This is a genomic window from Bradyrhizobium sp. JHI2711, from assembly GCF_056156565.1.
Genome location: NZ_JBPZPT010000002.1, coordinates 625,467 through 644,248 on the forward strand (window position 1 = coordinate 625,467; position 18,782 = coordinate 644,248).

Annotated in this window: 17 protein-coding genes and 1 pseudogene; 2 read left to right on the forward strand and 16 right to left on the reverse strand. The window is 65.1% G+C overall.

Annotation, left to right across the window (positions count from 1 at the left end):
* Positions 1-234 carry a hypothetical protein gene (locus tag ACTEK7_RS15440; RefSeq protein WP_225148584.1) on the reverse strand — a complete coding sequence of 78 codons (234 nt, stop codon included), beginning with the start codon at positions 232-234 and terminating at the stop codon, positions 1-3.
* A 376-nt stretch (positions 235-610) separates the two neighbouring features.
* On the opposite strand from ACTEK7_RS15440, the gene rpoH reads away from it, so the two are divergent.
* The gene (rpoH, locus tag ACTEK7_RS15445) at positions 611-1,498 is read left to right on the forward strand and encodes an RNA polymerase sigma factor RpoH (RefSeq protein WP_225148583.1); all 888 of its coding nucleotides are present in this window, start codon (positions 611-613) and stop codon (positions 1,496-1,498) included.
* Positions 1,499-1,841: 343 nt separating this feature from the next.
* Here rpoH and ACTEK7_RS15450 read toward each other — a convergent pair whose 3' ends face one another.
* From ACTEK7_RS15450 to ACTEK7_RS15505, 12 genes are all read right to left on the reverse strand, one after another.
* Positions 1,842-2,174: a hypothetical protein gene (locus ACTEK7_RS15450; protein ID WP_036002054.1), complete on the reverse strand. Its 333-nt coding sequence runs from the start codon at positions 2,172-2,174 to the stop codon at positions 1,842-1,844.
* Positions 2,175-2,253: 79 nt separating this feature from the next.
* A complete protein-coding gene (gene groL / locus ACTEK7_RS15455) occupies positions 2,254-3,873 on the reverse strand; it encodes a chaperonin GroEL (protein ID WP_225148582.1) in 1,620 nt (539 codons plus the stop codon).
* Positions 3,874-3,909: 36 nt separating this feature from the next.
* Positions 3,910-4,224, reverse strand: a complete 315-nt coding sequence (groES, locus tag ACTEK7_RS15460) for a co-chaperone GroES (RefSeq protein WP_225148581.1) — start codon at positions 4,222-4,224, stop codon at positions 3,910-3,912.
* 366 nt (positions 4,225-4,590) lie between these two features.
* Positions 4,591-5,577 carry an ABC transporter ATP-binding protein gene (locus tag ACTEK7_RS15465; RefSeq protein WP_225148580.1) on the reverse strand — a complete coding sequence of 329 codons (987 nt, stop codon included), beginning with the start codon at positions 5,575-5,577 and terminating at the stop codon, positions 4,591-4,593.
* Positions 5,574-6,581 carry an ABC transporter ATP-binding protein gene (locus tag ACTEK7_RS15470; RefSeq protein ID WP_036002031.1) on the reverse strand — a complete coding sequence of 336 codons (1,008 nt, stop codon included), beginning with the start codon at positions 6,579-6,581 and terminating at the stop codon, positions 5,574-5,576. Before ACTEK7_RS15470 ends, ACTEK7_RS15465 begins: the two co-directional genes overlap by 4 nt.
* Positions 6,581-7,474: an ABC transporter permease gene (locus tag ACTEK7_RS15475; RefSeq protein WP_036020171.1), complete on the reverse strand. Its 894-nt coding sequence runs from the start codon at positions 7,472-7,474 to the stop codon at positions 6,581-6,583. The genes ACTEK7_RS15470 and ACTEK7_RS15475 overlap by 1 nt, the downstream gene beginning before the upstream one ends.
* Positions 7,475-7,483: 9 nt before the next feature.
* Positions 7,484-8,431 (reverse strand): ABC transporter permease, encoded by a 948-nt coding sequence (locus tag ACTEK7_RS15480; RefSeq protein ID WP_057025974.1) that lies wholly within the window; start codon positions 8,429-8,431, stop codon positions 7,484-7,486.
* Positions 8,432-8,464: 33 nt separating this feature from the next.
* Positions 8,465-10,063, reverse strand: coding sequence for an ABC transporter substrate-binding protein (locus tag ACTEK7_RS15485; protein WP_036045376.1), 1,599 nt, complete (start codon positions 10,061-10,063; stop codon positions 8,465-8,467).
* A gap of 411 nt (positions 10,064-10,474) precedes the next feature.
* Positions 10,475-12,025: an AMP-binding protein gene (locus ACTEK7_RS15490; RefSeq protein WP_225148579.1), complete on the reverse strand. Its 1,551-nt coding sequence runs from the start codon at positions 12,023-12,025 to the stop codon at positions 10,475-10,477.
* Positions 12,026-12,043: 18 nt separating this feature from the next.
* On the reverse strand, positions 12,044-13,198 hold the full coding sequence (locus ACTEK7_RS15495; RefSeq protein ID WP_225148578.1) for an iron-containing alcohol dehydrogenase: 1,155 nt from the start codon (positions 13,196-13,198) through the stop codon (positions 12,044-12,046).
* Positions 13,199-13,549: 351 nt separating this feature from the next.
* Positions 13,550-13,795 carry a PilZ domain-containing protein gene (locus ACTEK7_RS15500; RefSeq protein WP_036020176.1) on the reverse strand — a complete coding sequence of 82 codons (246 nt, stop codon included), beginning with the start codon at positions 13,793-13,795 and terminating at the stop codon, positions 13,550-13,552.
* A 294-nt stretch (positions 13,796-14,089) separates the two neighbouring features.
* The gene (locus tag ACTEK7_RS15505) at positions 14,090-15,424 is read right to left on the reverse strand and encodes a DUF2235 domain-containing protein (RefSeq protein ID WP_474808920.1); all 1,335 of its coding nucleotides are present in this window, start codon (positions 15,422-15,424) and stop codon (positions 14,090-14,092) included.
* A gap of 298 nt (positions 15,425-15,722) precedes the next feature.
* On the opposite strand from ACTEK7_RS15505, the gene ACTEK7_RS15510 reads away from it, so the two are divergent.
* Entirely contained in the window at positions 15,723-16,271 is a 549-nt protein-coding gene (locus ACTEK7_RS15510) for a hypothetical protein (RefSeq protein WP_225147492.1), read from the forward strand.
* A 180-nt stretch (positions 16,272-16,451) separates the two neighbouring features.
* Here the strand turns inward: ACTEK7_RS15510 and ftsZ are convergent, their stop codons facing one another.
* The 3 genes and pseudogenes from ftsZ to ACTEK7_RS15525 all read right to left on the reverse strand — a co-directional run.
* Positions 16,452-17,708: a cell division protein FtsZ gene (gene ftsZ / locus ACTEK7_RS15515; protein WP_225147491.1), complete on the reverse strand. Its 1,257-nt coding sequence runs from the start codon at positions 17,706-17,708 to the stop codon at positions 16,452-16,454.
* Positions 17,709-17,856: 148 nt separating this feature from the next.
* Positions 17,857-18,372, reverse strand: a complete 516-nt coding sequence (locus ACTEK7_RS15520) for a hypothetical protein (RefSeq protein WP_225147490.1) — start codon at positions 18,370-18,372, stop codon at positions 17,857-17,859.
* Between the two features lie 116 nt (positions 18,373-18,488).
* Positions 18,489-18,668, reverse strand: a pseudogene (locus ACTEK7_RS15525) (phospholipase effector Tle1 domain-containing protein); the annotation flags it as partial.
* Between the last annotated feature and the right edge of the window lie 114 nt (positions 18,669-18,782).

The window sequence follows — 18,782 nt, forward strand, 5'->3', positions numbered from 1 at the left end:
TCACGCGGCGCGCTTGCGCCTGATCTCGGCGGGAAGCTCGATCATCCACGTGTCCGGCGGCGAACCGTTCGAGATGAGCGGCGCGGGCGCGCCGTCGCGCTTCGGCGCCTCGATCCCGATGCCGGGATCGGTGCTTCTGGCGTGCCATTCGATCAGGAGATGGCCGGCCACCAACATCAAGCCGGCGCAGAACAGCGCAAGAGCCGCGCTCACGAGATCACGATAGTCATCCATCCCACGAACCAAACATGCGTGCAGCCTCATCGGCGCCTGCGTGGACCAGATTGGAATGAAGGCTCCGCGTTTCAAGAGCCTGTCTGCAGCGGCAAAGGCATACGGCAATCGCAATTTCCGTCACGACCGTTCACGCTGGAACATTCCGGCCATTTCCAAATTCTAGTGGCGCCCACCGGCCTGAGGCGTCTGGGTGCCATGATCGGGCTCAGCGGATCAGGTTCGCGGTGGTCCAACCATCTTGCTCTAACGAGGATTTGGCCATGAAACCTGACTGCGCTCGGACCGCGCCGCTCTCGGCGCTTCACTCAGATTATCGCTTGGATCGGCAAGGCGCCCCTGATCGGGGCGAACGGTGCTCGTGAGGGAGGGCGCGATGTTGGTTGCCTCACTTCCTGCCCTTCACGGGGAAAGCGGGCTATCCCGCTATCTCAAGGAGATCCATCGTTTTCCGCTGCTCGAGGCATCGGAGGAAGCCGACTATGCGAGGCGATTGCGCGATAGCGGCGATCGTGACGCCGCCTATCGGCTGGTGACGAGCCATTTGCGGCTCGCGGCGAAGATCGCGCTGCAATATCGCCGCTATGGCCTCGCCATCGCCGACCTCATCTCGGAGGCCAATGTCGGGCTGATGCTGGCCGTCAAGCGGTTCGATCCCGAGAAAGGCTTCCGGCTTGCGACCTATGCCTCCTGGTGGATCAAGGCCTCGGTTCAGGAATACATCCTGCGATCATGGTCGCTCGTCAAGCTGGGCACCACTGCTGCGCAGAAGAAGCTGTTCTTCAACCTGCGCAAGCTGAAGAACAAGCTTGGCGTCGCGGAGGATGGCGATCTCCGGACGGATCAGCTGACATCTATCGCCAAACATCTCGACGTCAGGGAAGCCGACGTCGCCGAGATGAACGGCCGGCTGCGCGGCGACATCTCGCTCAACGCGCCGATCAGCGTCGAGACGGAAGGCGACCAATGGCAGGACCGGCTCGTGGATCCCTCTCCCGATCCGGAAAGTCTGCTGCTGGACGCGGCCGACCGTGAACGCACCAAGGCTGCCCTCGCCGATGCACTCGCTGCGCTGTCACCGCGGGAGCGCAGCATCGTCGAGGCGCGATATCTCGGCGAGCCGCAGCAGACGCTGGATGCGCTCGCCGGCAAGTTCGCCATCTCGCGCGAGCGCGTCCGGCAGATCGAGCAGCGCGCGTTGCAGCGGATCAAGGCGAAGATGTCCGCGCGTCTCGATGAGGCGCGCCTTGCAACGTCGCGTTAGGCGAGCGATGAAGAATGCTGATCGGCCAAGGCCGATCAGCATCCTCTGCAGATATCGGGGACAAGACGTTCGGGCGAAAACTCCCGGCTCCTGCGCTCGGTCTGGCCGGACTTCTCAGGATTGCTCCGAGACGCTCCGACGGAACTGGTCGCAAGCTGCCGGGCGGGCTCGGCCGAGCTCCGCATCTCGGCGCGAGGCGTGTCGGCCTCCTTGGCCTGAAGCCCATTGGCCATGCCCAACACAGCGACGGCGAGGACAATGCCTCTCATCTGATGATCCTCCTTTCGCGTGAGCGATGAGTGGCTGAACGATGAGGAGCGGCCTCGCCGGCCGCTCCCCCATTTCAGCTCGTGGCGGGCTCCGGCTTGTCTCGATCAGGCGGCGTGAGGTCGAGCCGGATCCCGGATGGCCCGAGGACTGGCAGCAATGTGTCCACCTTCATGGTCGGGCTGCCCCGATCCCAGCTCGACCACGGCATCGTGTCCAGGTACGGGATCGGCGGCAAGGCGAGCCGCTCGAAACTGTCCGCAGTCTTGGCGGCAGGACCGGGGCTTTCGGCGCCAAAGGCCGCAAAGGGCACCAGCGAGAGGCCAGCCCCAACGGCCAAGGCGGCGAGCCGCCGCAACGTTTTCCGAGTGGTTTCCCCGCGAGCGGAGAAAGCACGATCCTTGATCATTTCATCCTCCTTTCGTTCGAGAACACAGTCACAGATCCATGGCAAACGAGCCCGGCCGCTCGGCCAGGCTCGCCCGTCCTTAGAAGTCCATCGCGGGAGCGCTCGGCGCTTCCGTCTTCTTCGGCTTCTCGGCCACCAGCGCTTCGGTCGTGATGAGCAGCGAGGCCACCGAGGCCGCATCCTGCAAGGCGGTGCGGACGACCTTGGCAGGATCGATCACGCCCGCCTGCACCAGATCCTGGTACTCGCCAGTCGCGGCATTGAAGCCCCAGGTGTAGGTCTGGTTCTCGAGCAGCTTGCCGACGACGACGGAGCCGTCCTCACCCGCATTCTGCACGATCTGCCGCGCCGGGACCTGGATGGCGCGGCGCACGATGTCCACGCCGGCCTTCTGGTCGGGATTGGCGGTCTTGACGCCGTCGAGCGCCTTGAGCGCGCGCAGCAGTGCCACGCCGCCTCCCGGCAGGATGCCTTCCTCGACCGCGGCCCGGGTCGCATGCAGAGCGTCGTCGACGCGATCCTTGCGCTCCTTGACCTCGACCTCGGTCGCGCCGCCGACCCGGATCACCGCGACGCCGCCGGCGAGCTTGGCGAGGCGCTCCTGCAGCTTCTCGCGGTCGTAGTCCGAGGTGGTTTCCTCGATCTGCGCCCTGATCTGCTGGCTGCGCGCCTCGATGTCCTTCTTGGCGCCGGCGCCGTCGACGATCGTCGTGTTCTCCTTCTCGATCACCACTTTCTTGGCACGGCCCAGCATCTTCACGGTGACGTTCTCGAGCTTGATGCCGAGATCTTCGGAGATCACGGTGCCGCCGGTAAGGATCGCGATATCCTCCAGCATCGCCTTGCGGCGGTCGCCGAAGCCCGGCGCCTTGACGGCTGCCACCTTCAGGCCGCCGCGCAGGCGGTTGACGACCAGCGTCGCCAGCGCCTCACCCTCGACCTCCTCCGCGATGATCAGGAGCGGCTTGCCGGATTGCACGACCTGCTCCAGCAGCGGCAGCACGGCCTGCAGGCCCGACAGCTTCTTCTCGTGGATCAGCACATAGGGATCTTCGAGCTCGGCCTTCATCTTCTCGGCGTTGGTGACGAAATAGGGCGAGATGTAGCCGCGGTCGAACTGCATGCCCTCGACCACTTCGAGCTCGGTGTGCAGGCTCTTCGCTTCCTCGACCGTGATCACGCCCTCATTGCCGACCTTCTGCATCGCATCCGCCAGGAAGCGGCCGATCTCGGTGTCGCCGTTGGCCGAGATGGTGCCGACCTGGGCGATCTCGTCGTTAGAGGTGATCTTCTTGGCGTGCGACTTGAGGTCGGCGACGATCGCATCCACGGCAAGGTCGACGCCGCGCTTGAGGTCCATCGGATTCATGCCGGCCGCGACGGCCTTGGCGCCCTCCTTGACGATGGCCTGCGCCAGCACCGTCGCCGTGGTGGTGCCGTCTCCGGCGAGATCACTGGTCTTCGAGGCGACCTCGCGCACCATCTGGGCGCCCATGTTCTCGAACTTGTCCTCCAGCTCGATCTCCTTGGCGACGGTGACGCCGTCCTTGGTAATGCGGGGAGCGCCGAACGATTTCTCGATAACGACGTTGCGTCCCTTTGGACCGAGCGTGACCTTCACCGCATTCGCCAGTGTGTCGACGCCCCGCAGCATGCGCTCGCGGGCCTCGGTCGCGAACTTCACGTCCTTGGCAGCCATGTTGTTAAACTCCTTTCCGTTCGATGACTGTCAGCGTTACGCCGCCTTCTTCAGCGTGCCGGCCTGCTCGGCCACGCCGAGAAGATCGCTTTCCTTCATGATCAACAGCTCCTCGCCGTCGATCTTGACCTCGGTGCCCGACCACTTGCCGAACAGCACCGGGTCGCCGACCTTGACGTCGAGCGGCACGAGCTGGCCCTGCTCGTTTCGCCCGCCCGGCCCCACGGCGATGATCTCGCCCTGCTGCGGCTTCTCCTTGGCGGTGTCGGGAATGATGATGCCGCCGGCGGTCTTCTCCTCGGCATCGATGCGACGCACGAGCACACGGTCGTGCAACGGGCGGAAATGCATGCACATCCTCCTTGGGTAGGTTCAGCGATGTCCAAAATCCGGGTCCGGAACCGGCCCCCGGGCGGCAAACGACCTAGGAATACGCGGATTTCTAGTCAAGAGGACCTGCAAAAATTTTTGCGCTACTTCAAGGTTCTTGTCCGGATCCTTTGGATGTGCCGCCGTCCCTGTCACGCCTGCTTGGCGGGCGAGGTGCATCGGCTTGGGCCCGCAAATCTCGAGAGCCGCCCTTACTGGTCATTTCCATGTGAGGATGATCCCATATAGCCCCTTGAGGTCCGCTTTGGGTCAAAAGCGGTAACGCTCTGCCGAGCAGAAGATTTCCGCTCCTCCCTCAGGAGCTGACATTTCTTCTATGAGCCCGCCTTAGCGGCCTCGCCCCGTCCCGTCATTGAGCAGACACGCCACCTGATGCCCGTCTCCGGCATCCACCAGCGCCGGCCGCTGCGTCTTGCACCGCTCCATCGCAAACCGGCAGCGGGTGTGAAATGCGCAGCCCGACGGCGGATTGACCGGGCTCGGCACGTCGCCGTCGACCAGCGGCGCGAGCTTCTTCGCCAGCGGGTTGGCGACCGGCACCGAGGCGAGCAGGGCCTGGGTGTAGGGATGCCGGGGATTGCGGAACAGCTCGTCCTTGTCGGCGATCTCGACGATGCGGCCGAGATACATCACGGCGACGCGGTGGCTGATATGAGCGACCACGGCGAGGTCGTGCGCGATGAAGAGATAGGAAAAGCCGTGCTGCCGCTGCAGGTCGATCAGAAGGTTGATCACCTGCGCCTGGATCGAGACGTCGAGCGCGGAGACCGGCTCGTCGCAGACGATCAGGCGTGGCCCCAGCGCCAGCGCGCGGGCAATGCAGATGCGCTGGCGCTGACCGCCGGAGAATTGATGCGGGAAATTGCGCATCTGGTCAGGCCGCAATCCCACCTGCTCGAACAGTGTTGCGACCCGGGCTTCCAGCTCCTTGCCTGTGGCAAGTCCGTGCACGGCGATCGGCTCGCCAACGATGTCGCCGGCGGTCATGCGCGGATTGAGCGAGGCGAACGGATCCTGGAACACGATCTGCATCGAGCGGCGATGCGGCCGCATCGCCGTTTTCGACAGATGCGTGATGTCCTCGCCGTCGAGACGGATCTGGCCCGAGGTCGGCTCGACCAGCCGCAGCACGCTGCGCGCCACCGTGGACTTGCCGCAGCCGGATTCGCCGACGAGGCCGAGCGTCTCGCCGGTGCCGAGCGCGAACGAGACGCCATCGACCGCGTGCACGGTGCCAACCTGCCGGCGCAACACGCCGGCGCGCACAGGGTAGTGCTTCTTGAGGTCGGTGACTTCGAGCAGCGCCTCGGTCATGCCACCTCCGCGACTTCTTCGGCGCGCCAGCAGGCGGCCAGATGCCCGCCGCCCCAATCGGCCAGCGGCGGATACTCGGCCTCGCAACGCTTGATGGCGAGCTTGCAGCGCGGCGCGAAGGCGCAGCCTTGCGGCAGCCGCACCAGCGATGGCACCGTGCCGGGGATTTCGTTGAGCCGCGCCTGCGCAGCGGCGCCGGAAGCCGGCACGGCCGGGATCGAGGCCATCAGCCCGCGCGTATAGGGATGCTTCGGCGCGGCGAACAGCGCCTCGACGCTGGCTTCCTCGACCTTCCGCCCCGCATACATCACGATCACGCGTTGCGCGGTCTGCGCGACCACGCCGAGATCGTGCGTGATCAGCACGAGCCCGGTGCCGAGCTCCTTCTGCAGGTCGAGGATCAGCGCCAGGATCTGCGCCTGGATGGTGACGTCGAGCGCGGTGGTCGGCTCATCCGCGATCAGGAGCGCCGGCCGGCAGGCCAGCGCCATCGCGATCATCGCGCGCTGGCGCATGCCGCCGGAGAGCTGGTGCGGATATTCGCGCGCCCGCCGCGCCGGCTCGGGGATGCGCACCAGCCGCAGCATCTCGACCGCGATGCCTTGCGCCTCTTTCGCCGAGATATGCCGATGCAGCCGCACCGCCTCGACGATCTGGTCGCCGATCCGCATCACCGGATTGAGCGAGGTCATCGGCTCCTGGAAGATCATGGAGATGCGATTGCCCCTGACCGCGCGCATCTGCGCCTCATCCAGCGCCAGCAGGTCGGTGCCTTCCAGCGAGACGGAGCCGCCGACGATCCGGCCGGGCGGATCGGGCACGAGACGCATCAGCGACAGCGCGGTGACGCTCTTGCCGCAGCCGGATTCACCGACGATCGCCAGCGTCTCGCCGCGCCTCACGCTGAAGGAGAGGTCGTCGACCGCCTTGAACAGGCCGGAATTGGTGAAGAACACCGTCTTCAGGTTTTTCACGTCGAGCACGAGATCGGTCTTGTCCGCCATCAGCCGCGCTGCCTCGGATCCAGGATGTCGCGCAGGGCGTCGCCGAACAGGTTGGCGCCGAACACTGCGAGGCTGATCGCGACGCCCGGGAAGATCACCAGCCACGGCGCGGTGCGGACATATTCGGCGGCGGATTCGGACAGCATGCGTCCCCACGACGGATAGGGTTCGGGAATGCCGAGGCCGAGGAAGGACAGCGAAGCCTCGGTCAGGATGGTCGAGCCGAGCTGCGCCGTCGCCAGCACGATCAGCGGCGCCAGCGTGTTCGGCAGCACATGGCGCAGCGCAATTCGCATCTCGCTCATGCCGATCGACTTGGCGGCCTCCACGAACGGCTGTTCGCGCAGCGCCAGCGTGTTGGCTCGGATGACGCGCGCCACCGTCGGGATCAGCGGAATGGCGATGGCGATGATCACGTTCGGCAGCGAGGGCCCGAGCGCGGCTGTCATCACTAGCGCCAGCACCAGGAGCGGCAGCGCCTGCAGCACGTCGGAGACGCGCTGGAACACCAGATCGAACCAGCCGGAGAGATAGCCCGAGGTAAGGCCGACGATCACACCGATGGTGCCGCCGAGCACGGTCGAGCCGATGCCGACCGCGAGCGAGATCCGTGCGCCGTGGATGATGCGGCTGAACACGTCGCGGCCGAAGGAATCGGTGCCCATCCAGTGCGCCCAGCTCGGGCGCGCCAGCGCGCGGGCGGAATCGACGGTCAGCGGATCATAGCGCGCAATGACATCGGCGAAGATCGCCGTCAGCACGAACAATGTCATGATGACGAGCCCGGCCGCGCCCAGCACGTGCCGCTGCGCCATGAACAGCACGCGCCGCCAGCCCCCGGTCGCATGCGCCCCGGCCCGCCTCAGCTCAACGTCGAAGTCGATCGCGGCCAAGCTGATCTCCTAATCCGTGTACCTGATCCGCGGGTCGAACACCGCGTAGAGCATGTCGACGGTGAAATTGGCGAACACCACCACGACCGCGATGAACATCACGAGGTTCTGCACGATCGGATAGTCGCGCCAGCGGATCGCCTCCACCAGGAAGCGCGCGACGCCGGGGATGTTGAACACGGTCTCGGTGACGATCAGGCCGCCGATCAGGAACGCCGCCTCGATGCCGATCACCGTGATCACGGGCAGGATCGCGTTCTTCAGCGCGTGGTGATAGTTCACCGCTGCCTCGGATGCGCCCTTGGCGCGGGCGGTGCGGATGTAGTCCTGCCGCAGCACCTCCAGCATCGAGGAGCGCGTGATGCGCATGGTCAGCGCCGCGCTGCGGAAGCCGACGGCGGCGGCCGGCACGGCGTAGGTCGCGAACGCCTCGAGCCAGGTCTTCGGATTGGGATTGAAGATCGGCATCTGCCCGAACATCGCCACCGACGCTGTAAGGATCAGAAGGCCGAGCCAGAACGAGGGCAGCGACAGCCCGCTGAGGCTGACGACGCGAAGCGCGTAGTCGAGCTTCGTGCCCTGCTTCACCGCGCTGATGACGCCGAGCGGAATGCCGATCGATGCCGAGAACAGCAGCGCGAGGCCGGCGAGCTTTGCCGTGATCGGAATTCGCGGCAGGATCTCCTGCAGCGCCGGCTTCTCCGAGACATAGGAGAAGCCGAAATCGCCGCGCATGAAACCGCTGATCCAGTGCCAATATTGCACGATCAGGGGACGGTCGATGCCGAGCTCCTTCTCCAGATTGGCCTTGTCGGCGGGATCGACATAGCCGGCGGCGGCGAACAGGATGTCGACGATGTTGCCCGGCACGATGCGCAGCAGGAAGAAGATGACGACCGAGATCCCGAACAGGGTCACGAACATCAGGAACAGGCGCCGCACCAGATAGGCAAACATGCACCGCCCTCCGCGCCAGCCGTTAGCGTTGCGTTACTTGTCGAGCCACACATCCTCGTAGCGGAAGCCGTTGTAGGAGCTGTTCGACATGATCGTGACGCCCTTGACGTGCGGGTGCCAGCAGGTGCCGGCGCGGGCATGGAAGATGATCGGGCGGGCGACGTCCTCCTGCAGCTTCTTGTCGATGTCCCACACCAGCGGCCTGCGCTTTCCGATGTCGGTCTCCTGCGACTGCACGTCGAACAGCTTCTCGATCTCCTTGTTGCAATAATTGGTGTAGTTCCGCTCCGAGCCGCAGGCATAGTTCTCGTAGAACGACTGGTCGGGATCGTCGACGGCATTGCCGGTCAGGTTGAGGCCGAGCATGTAATCCTTGCGCGCGACCTTCGGGAACCAGTTCGCTGTTTCCACGACGTCGAGCTCGCCGTCGATATAGATGGTCTTGAGCTGGTCGATCAGGATCACGGCGGGGTCGCGATATTCCGCGATGTTGCGCGTCGAGACTTTCACGGCGAGGCGCTTGTCCGGACCATAGCCCGCCTTCTGCATCAGCTTCCTGGCTTCCTCGCGGTTGGCGTTGATGTCGCGGCCATAGCCCGGAATGGTCTCCAGCCTGTCCTTCGGCATGCCCCAGAGGCCCTGCGGCGGCGGCAGCATGGTGCCGCCGATGTCGCCCTGGCCTTCGAACAGGATGTCGACGAACGCCTTGCGGTCGAGCGCGAGCGCCATCGCGCGGCGGATGTCGATGTTGTCGAACGGCGCGGAGGTCGAATTGACGATGATGTTGGTCGAGACGTTGGTCGGCTCGACGACGCAGGTGGCGTTCGGCGCCTGCGACTTGATGTCCTTCAAAAGCGGGATCGTGATGTGCGTCGGAAAGGTCATGTCGAACTTGCCGGCGACGAAGGCCAGGATCGCGGTCGAGCGGTTGGTGATGATGGTGTATTCGATGCCGTCGAGATGGGGCAGGCCCTTCTTCCAATAATTGGGATTGCGCGTCAGCTTGATCGATTCATTGGCCTTGAACTCGACGAATTTGAACGGCCCGGTCCCGATCGGATGGGTGCGCATGTCCGCCGGCGAGACATGACAGGGATAGACCGGCGTGTAGCCGGAGGCGAGCATCGCCAGCAGCGAGGGCTGCGGCCGCTTCAGGTCGAAGGTGACCTCGAACTCGCCGTTGGTCGTGACCTCGTTGACCTCGCTGTACCAGGCCTTGCGCGGATTCTGCCGCAGCTTCTGCTGCGACTTGCCCATCAACAGATCGAAGCTGCATTTGACGTCGGCCGAGGTGAACGGCTTGCCGTCGTGCCATTTCACGCCCTGGCGCAGCTTGAACGTCAGCTTCTTGTTGTCGCTACTCCAGGACCAGCTTTCGGCGAGGTCCGGCCGCAGCGTATCGGGGCTGTTCTGCGCGATGTGCTGATCGTAGATGAGGAGATTGTTGAACACCCCCATGAAGGGAATGTTGATCGAATAGGTCGCGCCTTCGAGGATCGAGGCGTTGGCCGGACTGTCGCGGTGATACATCCGCAAAATGCCGCCCTGCTTGGGCTCGCCGGCGAGCGTGGCAGTTGAGGCCGTCAGCACAGATAACGCCGCCATTGCGGCGAGCGCCCACACGCTCCGCATGCTCATCCTCCCTGGACCTCGGCCTTTTGCGGCCTGTTATCCCGACGATAGCGAGGCGCGTGCAGCGAGGCAACCCGCAAGGCCAGCTGCGCTCTCGACAATTCGGATGACGGAATATCTCGGGCGCTTGTCTCGCGATGTGAGAGTGCAGGTGCGAAGACGCGATTCCTGTGAGAGTTTGCGCGAGGTCGCCTCAACAACCTCCGCTATCATCCCGGACAAGCGCGCCCTCAGCGCGCGCCGATCCGGGATCCATAGCCACAGGGAGGAGTTTGGCGAAGACTCGGAGTTGCCAGCCCATGCCGCAACTCCTTCCTGGGGTTATGGGTCCCGGGCTCGCGACTTCGTCGCGCCCCGGGAAGACAGTTGCGTGTATGGCGCTTGCTTGCGCACCTTACGTAGCGGAAACCCTCACACGATTCGCGAGACCTTGTTCCCCCAGTACCGGTCCCGCAGCAGCCGCTTGTACAGCTTGCCGGTCGGCAGCCGCGGCAATTCCTTTTCGAAATCGACCGAGCGCGGCACCTTCTGCCGCGACAGCGACTTTGCGCAGAACGCGATCAGCTCCTCGGCGAGCGCCGGCCCCGGCTCCACGCCGGGCATCGGCTGCACCACCGCCTTCACCTCCTCGCCGAGATCGGCATTGGGTACGCCGAACACCGCGGCGTCCGCCACCTTGGGGTGGGTGATCAGGAGGTTCTCGCATTCCTGCGGATAGATGTTCACCCCGCCGGAGATGATCATCAAGGTGGCGCGGTCGGTCAGGTATAGGAAGCGGTCGGCATCGACATAGCCGACGTCGCCGACCGTGCTCATGCTCCCATCGGCAGAGCGCGCCTCCTTGGTTTTCTCGGGATCGTTGAAATATTCGAACGGCGTTGCCGTCTTGAACCAGACCTGGCCGGGCGTGCCGGTCGGGCATTCCCGCATGTTCTCGTCGAGAATGTGCAGGTCCCCGAGCAGCACCTTGCCGACGGTGCCGCGATGCGCCAGCCATTCCTCGCTGTTGCAGGCGGTGAAGCCGAGGCCTTCGGTGGCGCCGTAATATTCGTGGATGATCGGTCCCCACCATTTGATCATCTCGTCCTTGACCTGCGGCGGACAGGGCGCGGCGGCGTGGATGGCGATCTCCAGCGAGGACAGATCGTAGCGGGCGCGCACCTCCTCCGGCAACTTCAGCATGCGCGAGAACATCGTCGGCACCAATTGCGTGTGGGTGATGCCCCATTGCTCGACCAGCTGCAGGTAACGCTCGGGATCGAAGCTTTCCATGATGATCACGGTGCCGCCCATGCGGATCGTGAGGTTCACGGCCGCCTGCGGCGCCGAATGATAGAGCGGCGCCGGCGACAGGTAGACCATGCCCTCGCGGTAGTGCCAGAGCCTCAACAGGAAATCGAACAGCGGCAGATTGTGCTTCGGCTTCTCCTCCGGCAGCGGGCGCAGGATGCCCTTAGGTCGTCCCGTCGTGCCGGAGGAATAGAGCATGGCGGTGCCGAGCCACTCGTCGGGAATCGGCGTTGCCGGCAGGCCGGCGGTCACCTCCGATAGGCCAACGATGCGCTCGCTCTCGCCCGGGCCGTCGGCGACGATGCAGAGCTTGATGTCGGGACAAGCCTCGATCGCCTCGCGCGCGATGGCGAGCTTGGCCATCGACGTGATCAAAATCTTCGACTGGCTGTTGACGAGCAGATAGGCGAGCTCGCCCGGCGTCAGGAACGAGTTGATGCAGGTGTAGTAGAGCCCGGAGCGCTCGCCCGCGCCGCAGGCTTCGAGATAACGCGCATTGTTCTCCATGAAGATCGAATAATGGTCGAGCCGCCTCAAGCCGTGCTGGCGGAACAAGTGCGCCAGCCGGTTGCTGCGCGCCTCCAAGTCGCGATAGGTGACGGCCTCGCCGGTCGCCGCCATGATGAAGGCGGGCTGCAGCGGACGCAGGCGGGCGTGGTGACCTGTGTACATCGATCCTCCGGATGTCGATCAGGCGGCAAGCAGCAGGATCTCGCGCACATCGGCGGGGCCCTCGATCTTGCGCGGGTTGCGCGGAATCCAGTTCGTGCGCATCGCGGCTTCCGCAATCGCATTGAAATGATCCGGCGCGATGCGCACGTCGGCGAGGCTGCGCGGCATGCCGAGGGAGCGGATGAAGGCATCGAGCACGTCGGCAGCATTGCGGCCGGGATAGCCCATGGCAGCCGCGACGATCATCTGCCGCTCGGCGTTGTCGCGCGCATTCCAGCGCATCACCGCCGGCAGCATGACGCAGGACGTGTAGCCGTGCGGCACGTCGTATGCCCCGCCCAGCACGTAGCCGATGCCGTGGCTCGCGCCCATGGGCACGCCGGCGGCAAGTGCGCCCATCGACAGCCAGGTGCCGATCTGCGCGTCCATCCGCGCATCGAGATCGCTAGCGTCGGCCTTCACCCGCGGCAGCGCGTCGGCGAGCATGGCGAGGCCCTTCACCGCCTGCGCATCGGCGTAAGGATGCGTCTCGCGCGAGCAGATCGCCTCGACGCAATGGTCGATGGCGCGGATGCCGGTCGACAGGAACAGCCATTCCGGCGTGTGCACGGTGATGGCAGGATCCAGAATGGTCGCGCGCGGCACCGCGAGCGGATGCCGCAGCATCTGCTTCACCTGCGCGGCGCGGTCGGTGACACCAGCGATCGATGAGAACTCGCCGCCGGCGATCGTGGTCGGCACGCTGACCTGCCGCACGATTGGGGCCTTCATCTCGGGCGCAACGCCCTTGTGCACGCGGATGCGGTCGATGCCGGCGATATCGTCGATGCCGTTGGCAAGGCAGAGCTGCACCGCCTTGGCGCCGTCGGTGATGGAACCGCCGCCGATTGTGACGATCAGATCCGCCTCCGCTGCTCGCGCCGCTTGTGTCGCCGCGATCACCGCCTCGCGCGGCGTATGCGCCGGCATGGCGTCGAACAGGCCGGCGCAGCGGGAGCCGAGCGCCTCCCTGATTTTCGTGATTTCGTCGGTCTGCCGGTTCAGCGTCCCCGACACCATCAGGAAGGCGCGGCTTGTTCCGAGCCGGTCCATCTGCGCGACGATGGCCCCGGCCGCAGGATGGCCGAACACGACCTCCTCGATCGCGCCGAACACGACACGTCCCTGGTACACGCCTGTCCTCCCCGGACAATTCGTTGTTGTTGTTAGGGACGCAATCTAGCCGACCCCGCCACGTCAGTCATGCGCGAAGACGCTGACCGTTTGCAGCGCAAGGGGCGGGGCTGTTGAAGATGAGATGTGGCGGCGGCCAGCGCGCACGCCTCGTCCTTCGAGACGGCGCTACGCGCCTCCTCAGGATGAGGCTCATCGGCGCCGGTGCCCGTCGAGAACTGCCGCCGCGGACTCCACCCTCATCCTGAGGAGCCCGCTTAAAGCGGGCGTCTCGAAGGATGGCTGCAGGGAAAATCTCTCCAAGGCGAGTCCTTGCCAAAAAGGCAGGGCCAGCAACCGGCCGCTATTCCCTCAAAACACCACGCCCACGCGCGTGCCGCGCTTCCAGGCGATGCGGCAGCGCTTCTTGGTGTTGACATGCAGCAGCTCGAAGCGATCGGGGATCGCCACCTGGCCGCCGAGATCGACGCAGGCTCCGCCGGGCGAATAGTCGATCAGCGTGCACGGGATCACGGGCGCGCGCGGGTCGGTGATGATCTTGGCCTGGCGTGACACCAGGCCCGCGGGCTTCACACGGACAAACTTGCGCGGATGCATTGGCACGTCTCCTCCAACTCCGCAGGTCGCGGCGGCTGATCTGTCCCAATCATGGAAAAGAGTTGATGCGATCCCCCTAAGCCGCGCCCGAGAATTTTAACGAAAAGTGTCAGCGAAAGGCAAAAGCAGCGGTAGCGGAGTGCGCTTCCCCTCTCCCCTTGTGGGAGAGGGTGGCTTCGATGCGAAGCATCGAAGCCGGGTGAGGGGTTCTATCCTCGCGAACGGTCCCACGCGCGGCAACAACCCCTCATCCGGCGCTTCGCGCCACCTTCTCCCACAAGGGGAGAAGGGAAGTCACCCCGTCACCCCCTCCACCTCCGCCCCCAGCTCCACCCCCGGCGGCACCGGCATCGGCACCGTCACATAATCCTTCGGCAGGTTCACCGGCCGGTAGTCCGGCTCCACCGTCATGCGCTTCAGCACGCTCTCATGCACATGTGCGCCTTCGGGGATCAGGCGCGGCTCGCCATCGGGGATGTAGAAGCCGAAATAGACTTTCCGCGCCGGCCATTCCCGGTACTTCGCGCGCTTCGGCAAGAACTCCAGCACGCGCCAGGCCGCCGTCATGGAATCGTGCAGCATGCCGCTCTTCCCGGTATAAGCGGGCTCGACGTAGGTGAACGGCGAGTTCTTGCGCTGGACGCCCCAGGCGAGCTGGTTCACCGTGCGCGGGTTGAACCTCAGCCCGGCCTTCTCGGCCTCGTCGATCATCCACAGCAGCGGATATTTGGACTCGCCGCTCTCGGCCTCCGGATAGCCGCCGCCGACGTCGCAATGCACGCCGGCGAACCACACCTGCATGATGTCCTGCGGCACCTTCTTCTCGTCAGGCACGTAGCGGTTGCTCCAGAACTCCTGCGGCTCCGCGTAGGGCTTCAGGCGGAACATGCGCCGCCGCTCGTCGATCGCGATCGCCTGCCGGAAGATCCTGATGCTGGGGTCGCGCAGCGTGAAGGCGAGCTCCTCCAGGCTCGGCCAGTAGAAGCGGTCGGCGCGCGGCACGATCACGCTCGCCACCGTGTCCCAGACGCCGACGAAATGGATGGTCGGCCAGCGCGTCGAGGTGATGCGCGCGAACTGCGCGGCGAGATCAAATTCGTCCTTCGGCAGCGGCCCGCTCTCGTCGAACACGATGTTCTTGATATCCTCGACGTCGTTGCCGCGCCCGCTGCCGGAATATTGCTTGTAGGCGATGAGGCCGCTGCCGGCGAGGTTCGCCTGCTCCGGCGAGATCAGACCGATTTTGTGGATCAGCCCCGCCAACACGCGCACCGTGTAGGCCCCGCGCGAGAAGCCGAGCAAATAGATCCTGTCGCCGGGCGCGTAGTGCTGAACCAGGAAGCAATAGGATGACAGCACGTTGTCATCGAGCCCGTAGCCGGTGGCGAGCCCCCACACCAGCTTGATGTTGGCCTTCCAGCGCCCCCACGTCGACGGCTCCGTCATGGTGCCGACCCCGGGATCGTAAAACACCATCTGCCTGGGCTGCGTCTTGTCCGTCTTGCGCAGGCAGCGATAGAGCTTCAGGACGTTGGAGATGTTCTCGCTGATCTCGTTGCCGGTGCCGTCACAGCAGATGACGAGGTTTTTGCCGGCGGGCTTGTGGTCGGCGGTGGCTGCGGACTCCATGGGATGCGCCTCCGAGGGATGCTACCCGGGCGAGTATAGCGGAAAATGGGTGGCAGCGAGGGGAGGAAGGAGACGCCGCCGGCATGCAGCCCCAATGGCAGCATTCTGTTGACATTAACCTCTTGTTAACCATGCGGTTGCCTAATGTTGACGATGGGGGATCACCATGTCGGCCCATGTGACGCGGCGGAAGTTGATGCCTGTTTCGGCCGATCCGGCCATCCGGTCGGTGGCGAGGCTGGCGGTTCGCGCCAGGGCCGTCCTACAGGGCAGAACGCCTGTCCTACGGAGCAAAGCCATGTTCGCAAGGGACGACTTAGTGGACAATCTCAGCCGCGATCTCGATCGCGCGCGTGGAAGACGCGATGCGCTCGCATCCGAAGCCACGACCCTGACGGCTCAGATCGCCGAAATTGAAGCCCGCCTTTCTGAGGAGAAGAAAAGGCGGGAGCGTGAGCGCGTCCTGAGCGAGATCGAACTGATCAAGACGCGAATCAAGCAAGCCGCCGGAGCGTTTGCACCTGTCGTGGACGGTCTCTCCAGGGCGGTCGAATCGGCGGCGGCCGTTGTGCCCGAAGCGCGCGAGCTCAATAGTTTCCTGGTGTCGGTGGCGACCGAGGTCGACAGCGTGCTCGATCCCCTGTTGCGTGAACTGGATCAGCGCGCGGATGCAGTGCGATCCGGCCACGCGGCGCTGGACTTGCCGAGTTCGGCCGTTGAAGCCCCGCCCATCGAGCTGCCGAAGGACACCAACGAACGCCTGCTTCGCTTTCCGGCCTGGCTGTCCCGCGACAAGGAAACGGACAAGAAGGAAACAGCAGAGAAGCCGCACTGCACGGCGGCGTGAAGCATCGGCGCGCTGTGCACGCTCTACCCTGTCATTCCGGGGCGCGCCTCTTGGCGCGAGCCCGGAATCCATACTCACGATGGTGGTTATGGATCCCGGGCTCGCGACTTCGTCGCGCCCCGGGATGACGAGCCGTTGTTGGGCTCGCTGGTTGCCGAGCAGGTAACTCCCCCGACCCGCTCAGTTGGCCGCGCGGCGCAAGAAGGCCGGAATATCGAGAACGGCCTCGTCGGGCGCATTGCGTGCAGGCGCGCGGCCGTAAGCATCGAGCGGCTGAAGCGCCGCCTGCCGCGCATGGTCCAGGCCCGGCCTGGCCGGTGGGCCCACGGGGTGGTGCGGCTGCGGGCGGAGCGGCGGGTTTCCCGCTTGCGGCAGGGGGGCACTGCGCTCGATGCGATCGGCGATGCGACGGCCGTCGTTGCGCAGCCTGCCGGCGAGCTGGGTGAGGGCGGTTTCCACCGGGTGCGCCTGCGCCGGATCGAGATTGTCGATCCCGGTCGCCACCACCGAGACGCGGACGATGCCCTCTAAGCTTTCGTCAAAGGACGCGCCGACGATGATGTTGGCGTCCGGGTCGGCCTCGTCGCGAATGCGGGTCGCGGCTTCGTCGACCTCGTACAGCATGAGATCCTTGCCGCCGGTGATGGAGATGATGAGGCCACTGGCGCGCTTGATCGAGGGATTCTCGATCAGCGGATTGGAAATCGCGGCGACGGCGGCGGCGAGCACGCGCTTCTCGCCGGAAGCCTCGCCCCGTCCCATCATGGCCTTGCCCTTCTCCTTCATGACGGAGAGGACGTCGGCGAAATCGAGATTGATCAGGCCCTCCTTGACGATGAGGTCGCTGATGCAGGCCACGCCCGAATAAAGCACCTGGTCGGCAAGGGCGAAGGCATCGGCGAACGTGGTCTTCTCGCTGGCCACCCGGAACAGGTTCTGGTTCGGGATGATCAAGAGGGTGTCGACCGTCTTCAGCAGCTCCTCGATGCCGGCTTCGGCAAAGCGCATGCGGCGCTGGCCCTCGAAGTAGAACGGCTTGGTGACCACGCCGATGGTGAGAATGCCGAGCTCGCGCGCGATTCTGGCAACGACGGGTGCAGCCCCGGTGCCGGTGCCGCCGCCCATGCCGGCCGTCACGAACACCATGTGCGCGCCGGTCAATTGCTCGCGGATCGTGTCGATCGCCTCTTCGGCTGCGGCGCGTCCCAGTTCCGGCTGCGAGCCGGCGCCGAGCCCTGCGGTCACCTTCGTGCCGAGCTGGATGAGGCGCTTCGCCTTCGACATCGCCAGCGCCTGCGCGTCGGTGTTGGCGACCACGAACTCGACCCCCTGCAGCCCGGCCGCGATCATGTTGTTGACGGCATTGCCGCCGGCGCCGCCGACGCCGAACACGACGATGCGGGCCTTCATTTCATGGATATCGGTATTGCCAGTCATTCTTCCCTCGCGATTGCTCCGGCAAGCCGGGGACTAAAGAAAGTCTCGCGTGCTAGCTGCAAGCATGATCCGGAAAAGTGCGAAGCGGTTTTCCGAAAAGATCATGCTCGAACAAAAAACTGGAGCGCGATGACGATTCATCCCAATCTCATCGCGCTCTAGCCGCACGGTCTGCTTGCACGATGAAAGCGGCCAGATGGCCCAACCGGCGCGCCGCGTATCCCGCGATCGTCCCGCCAGGGCGGCGATCGCTCTGCAGCGCCGTCACTTCGTCTTCCAGTCGTGCCGCCCATGCATTGGCGGCCTTGGTCTCGGCGGCCGCCTGCGTCAGCTCGACGGCGAGGCGATCGGCGCGCTCGCGCTCGCGCTCGAACACGGCCCTGTAGGCGATTGCGACGGATTCGAGCCGCGCGATCTCCGCCTTGAAGACCTCGGTCTTGACGGCCTCGATCCTGGCCAGGGAGGTCGCGATGGGATCTGCCCGGCGGGCTCGTCGCGGGCGCGGCGTGTAGCGGAGAGCGGCGAGATCGACGCTCACCACCGCCTTGCCGTCAGCCGACCGCGAGCGCGGCAACCGCCGACGCCGCGCCACTGCCCGCGCGGCCTCGCGCGAGACATTGAGGCGGGCACCGAGATCGGCATACGTCAACAACTCAACGCACATCCGCGCTTCTCCTGGAGCGAACCGGGAAGGGATTTCGAGCTAGTGATGGCTGGACGATTGCAGCAGGCTAGGGTGCGTTGGTTAATGGACGGTTAACGGGCGCGCGAGCTGTTTACGGGTGGCGCTGCGGTGACGGCCGCCGGAGTCGAAGGCGCCATCTGTCGCGGCGAGGGCTTGTCCGTCTTGCGCAGGCAGCAATGGAGCTTCAGGACATTGGAGATGTTCTCCGAGATCTCGTTGCCGGTGCCGTCACAGCAGATGACGAGGTTCTTTGCCGGCGCCCTTGTGGCCGGAATTGGCTGCGGTCTCCATGGGATGCGCCTCCGGGGGATGCTACCGGGGCGAGTATAGCGGAAATGGAATAAGAAGTACCGTTGGTTTTCTTGGAGTATCGAGCGGACGCTCCGCGC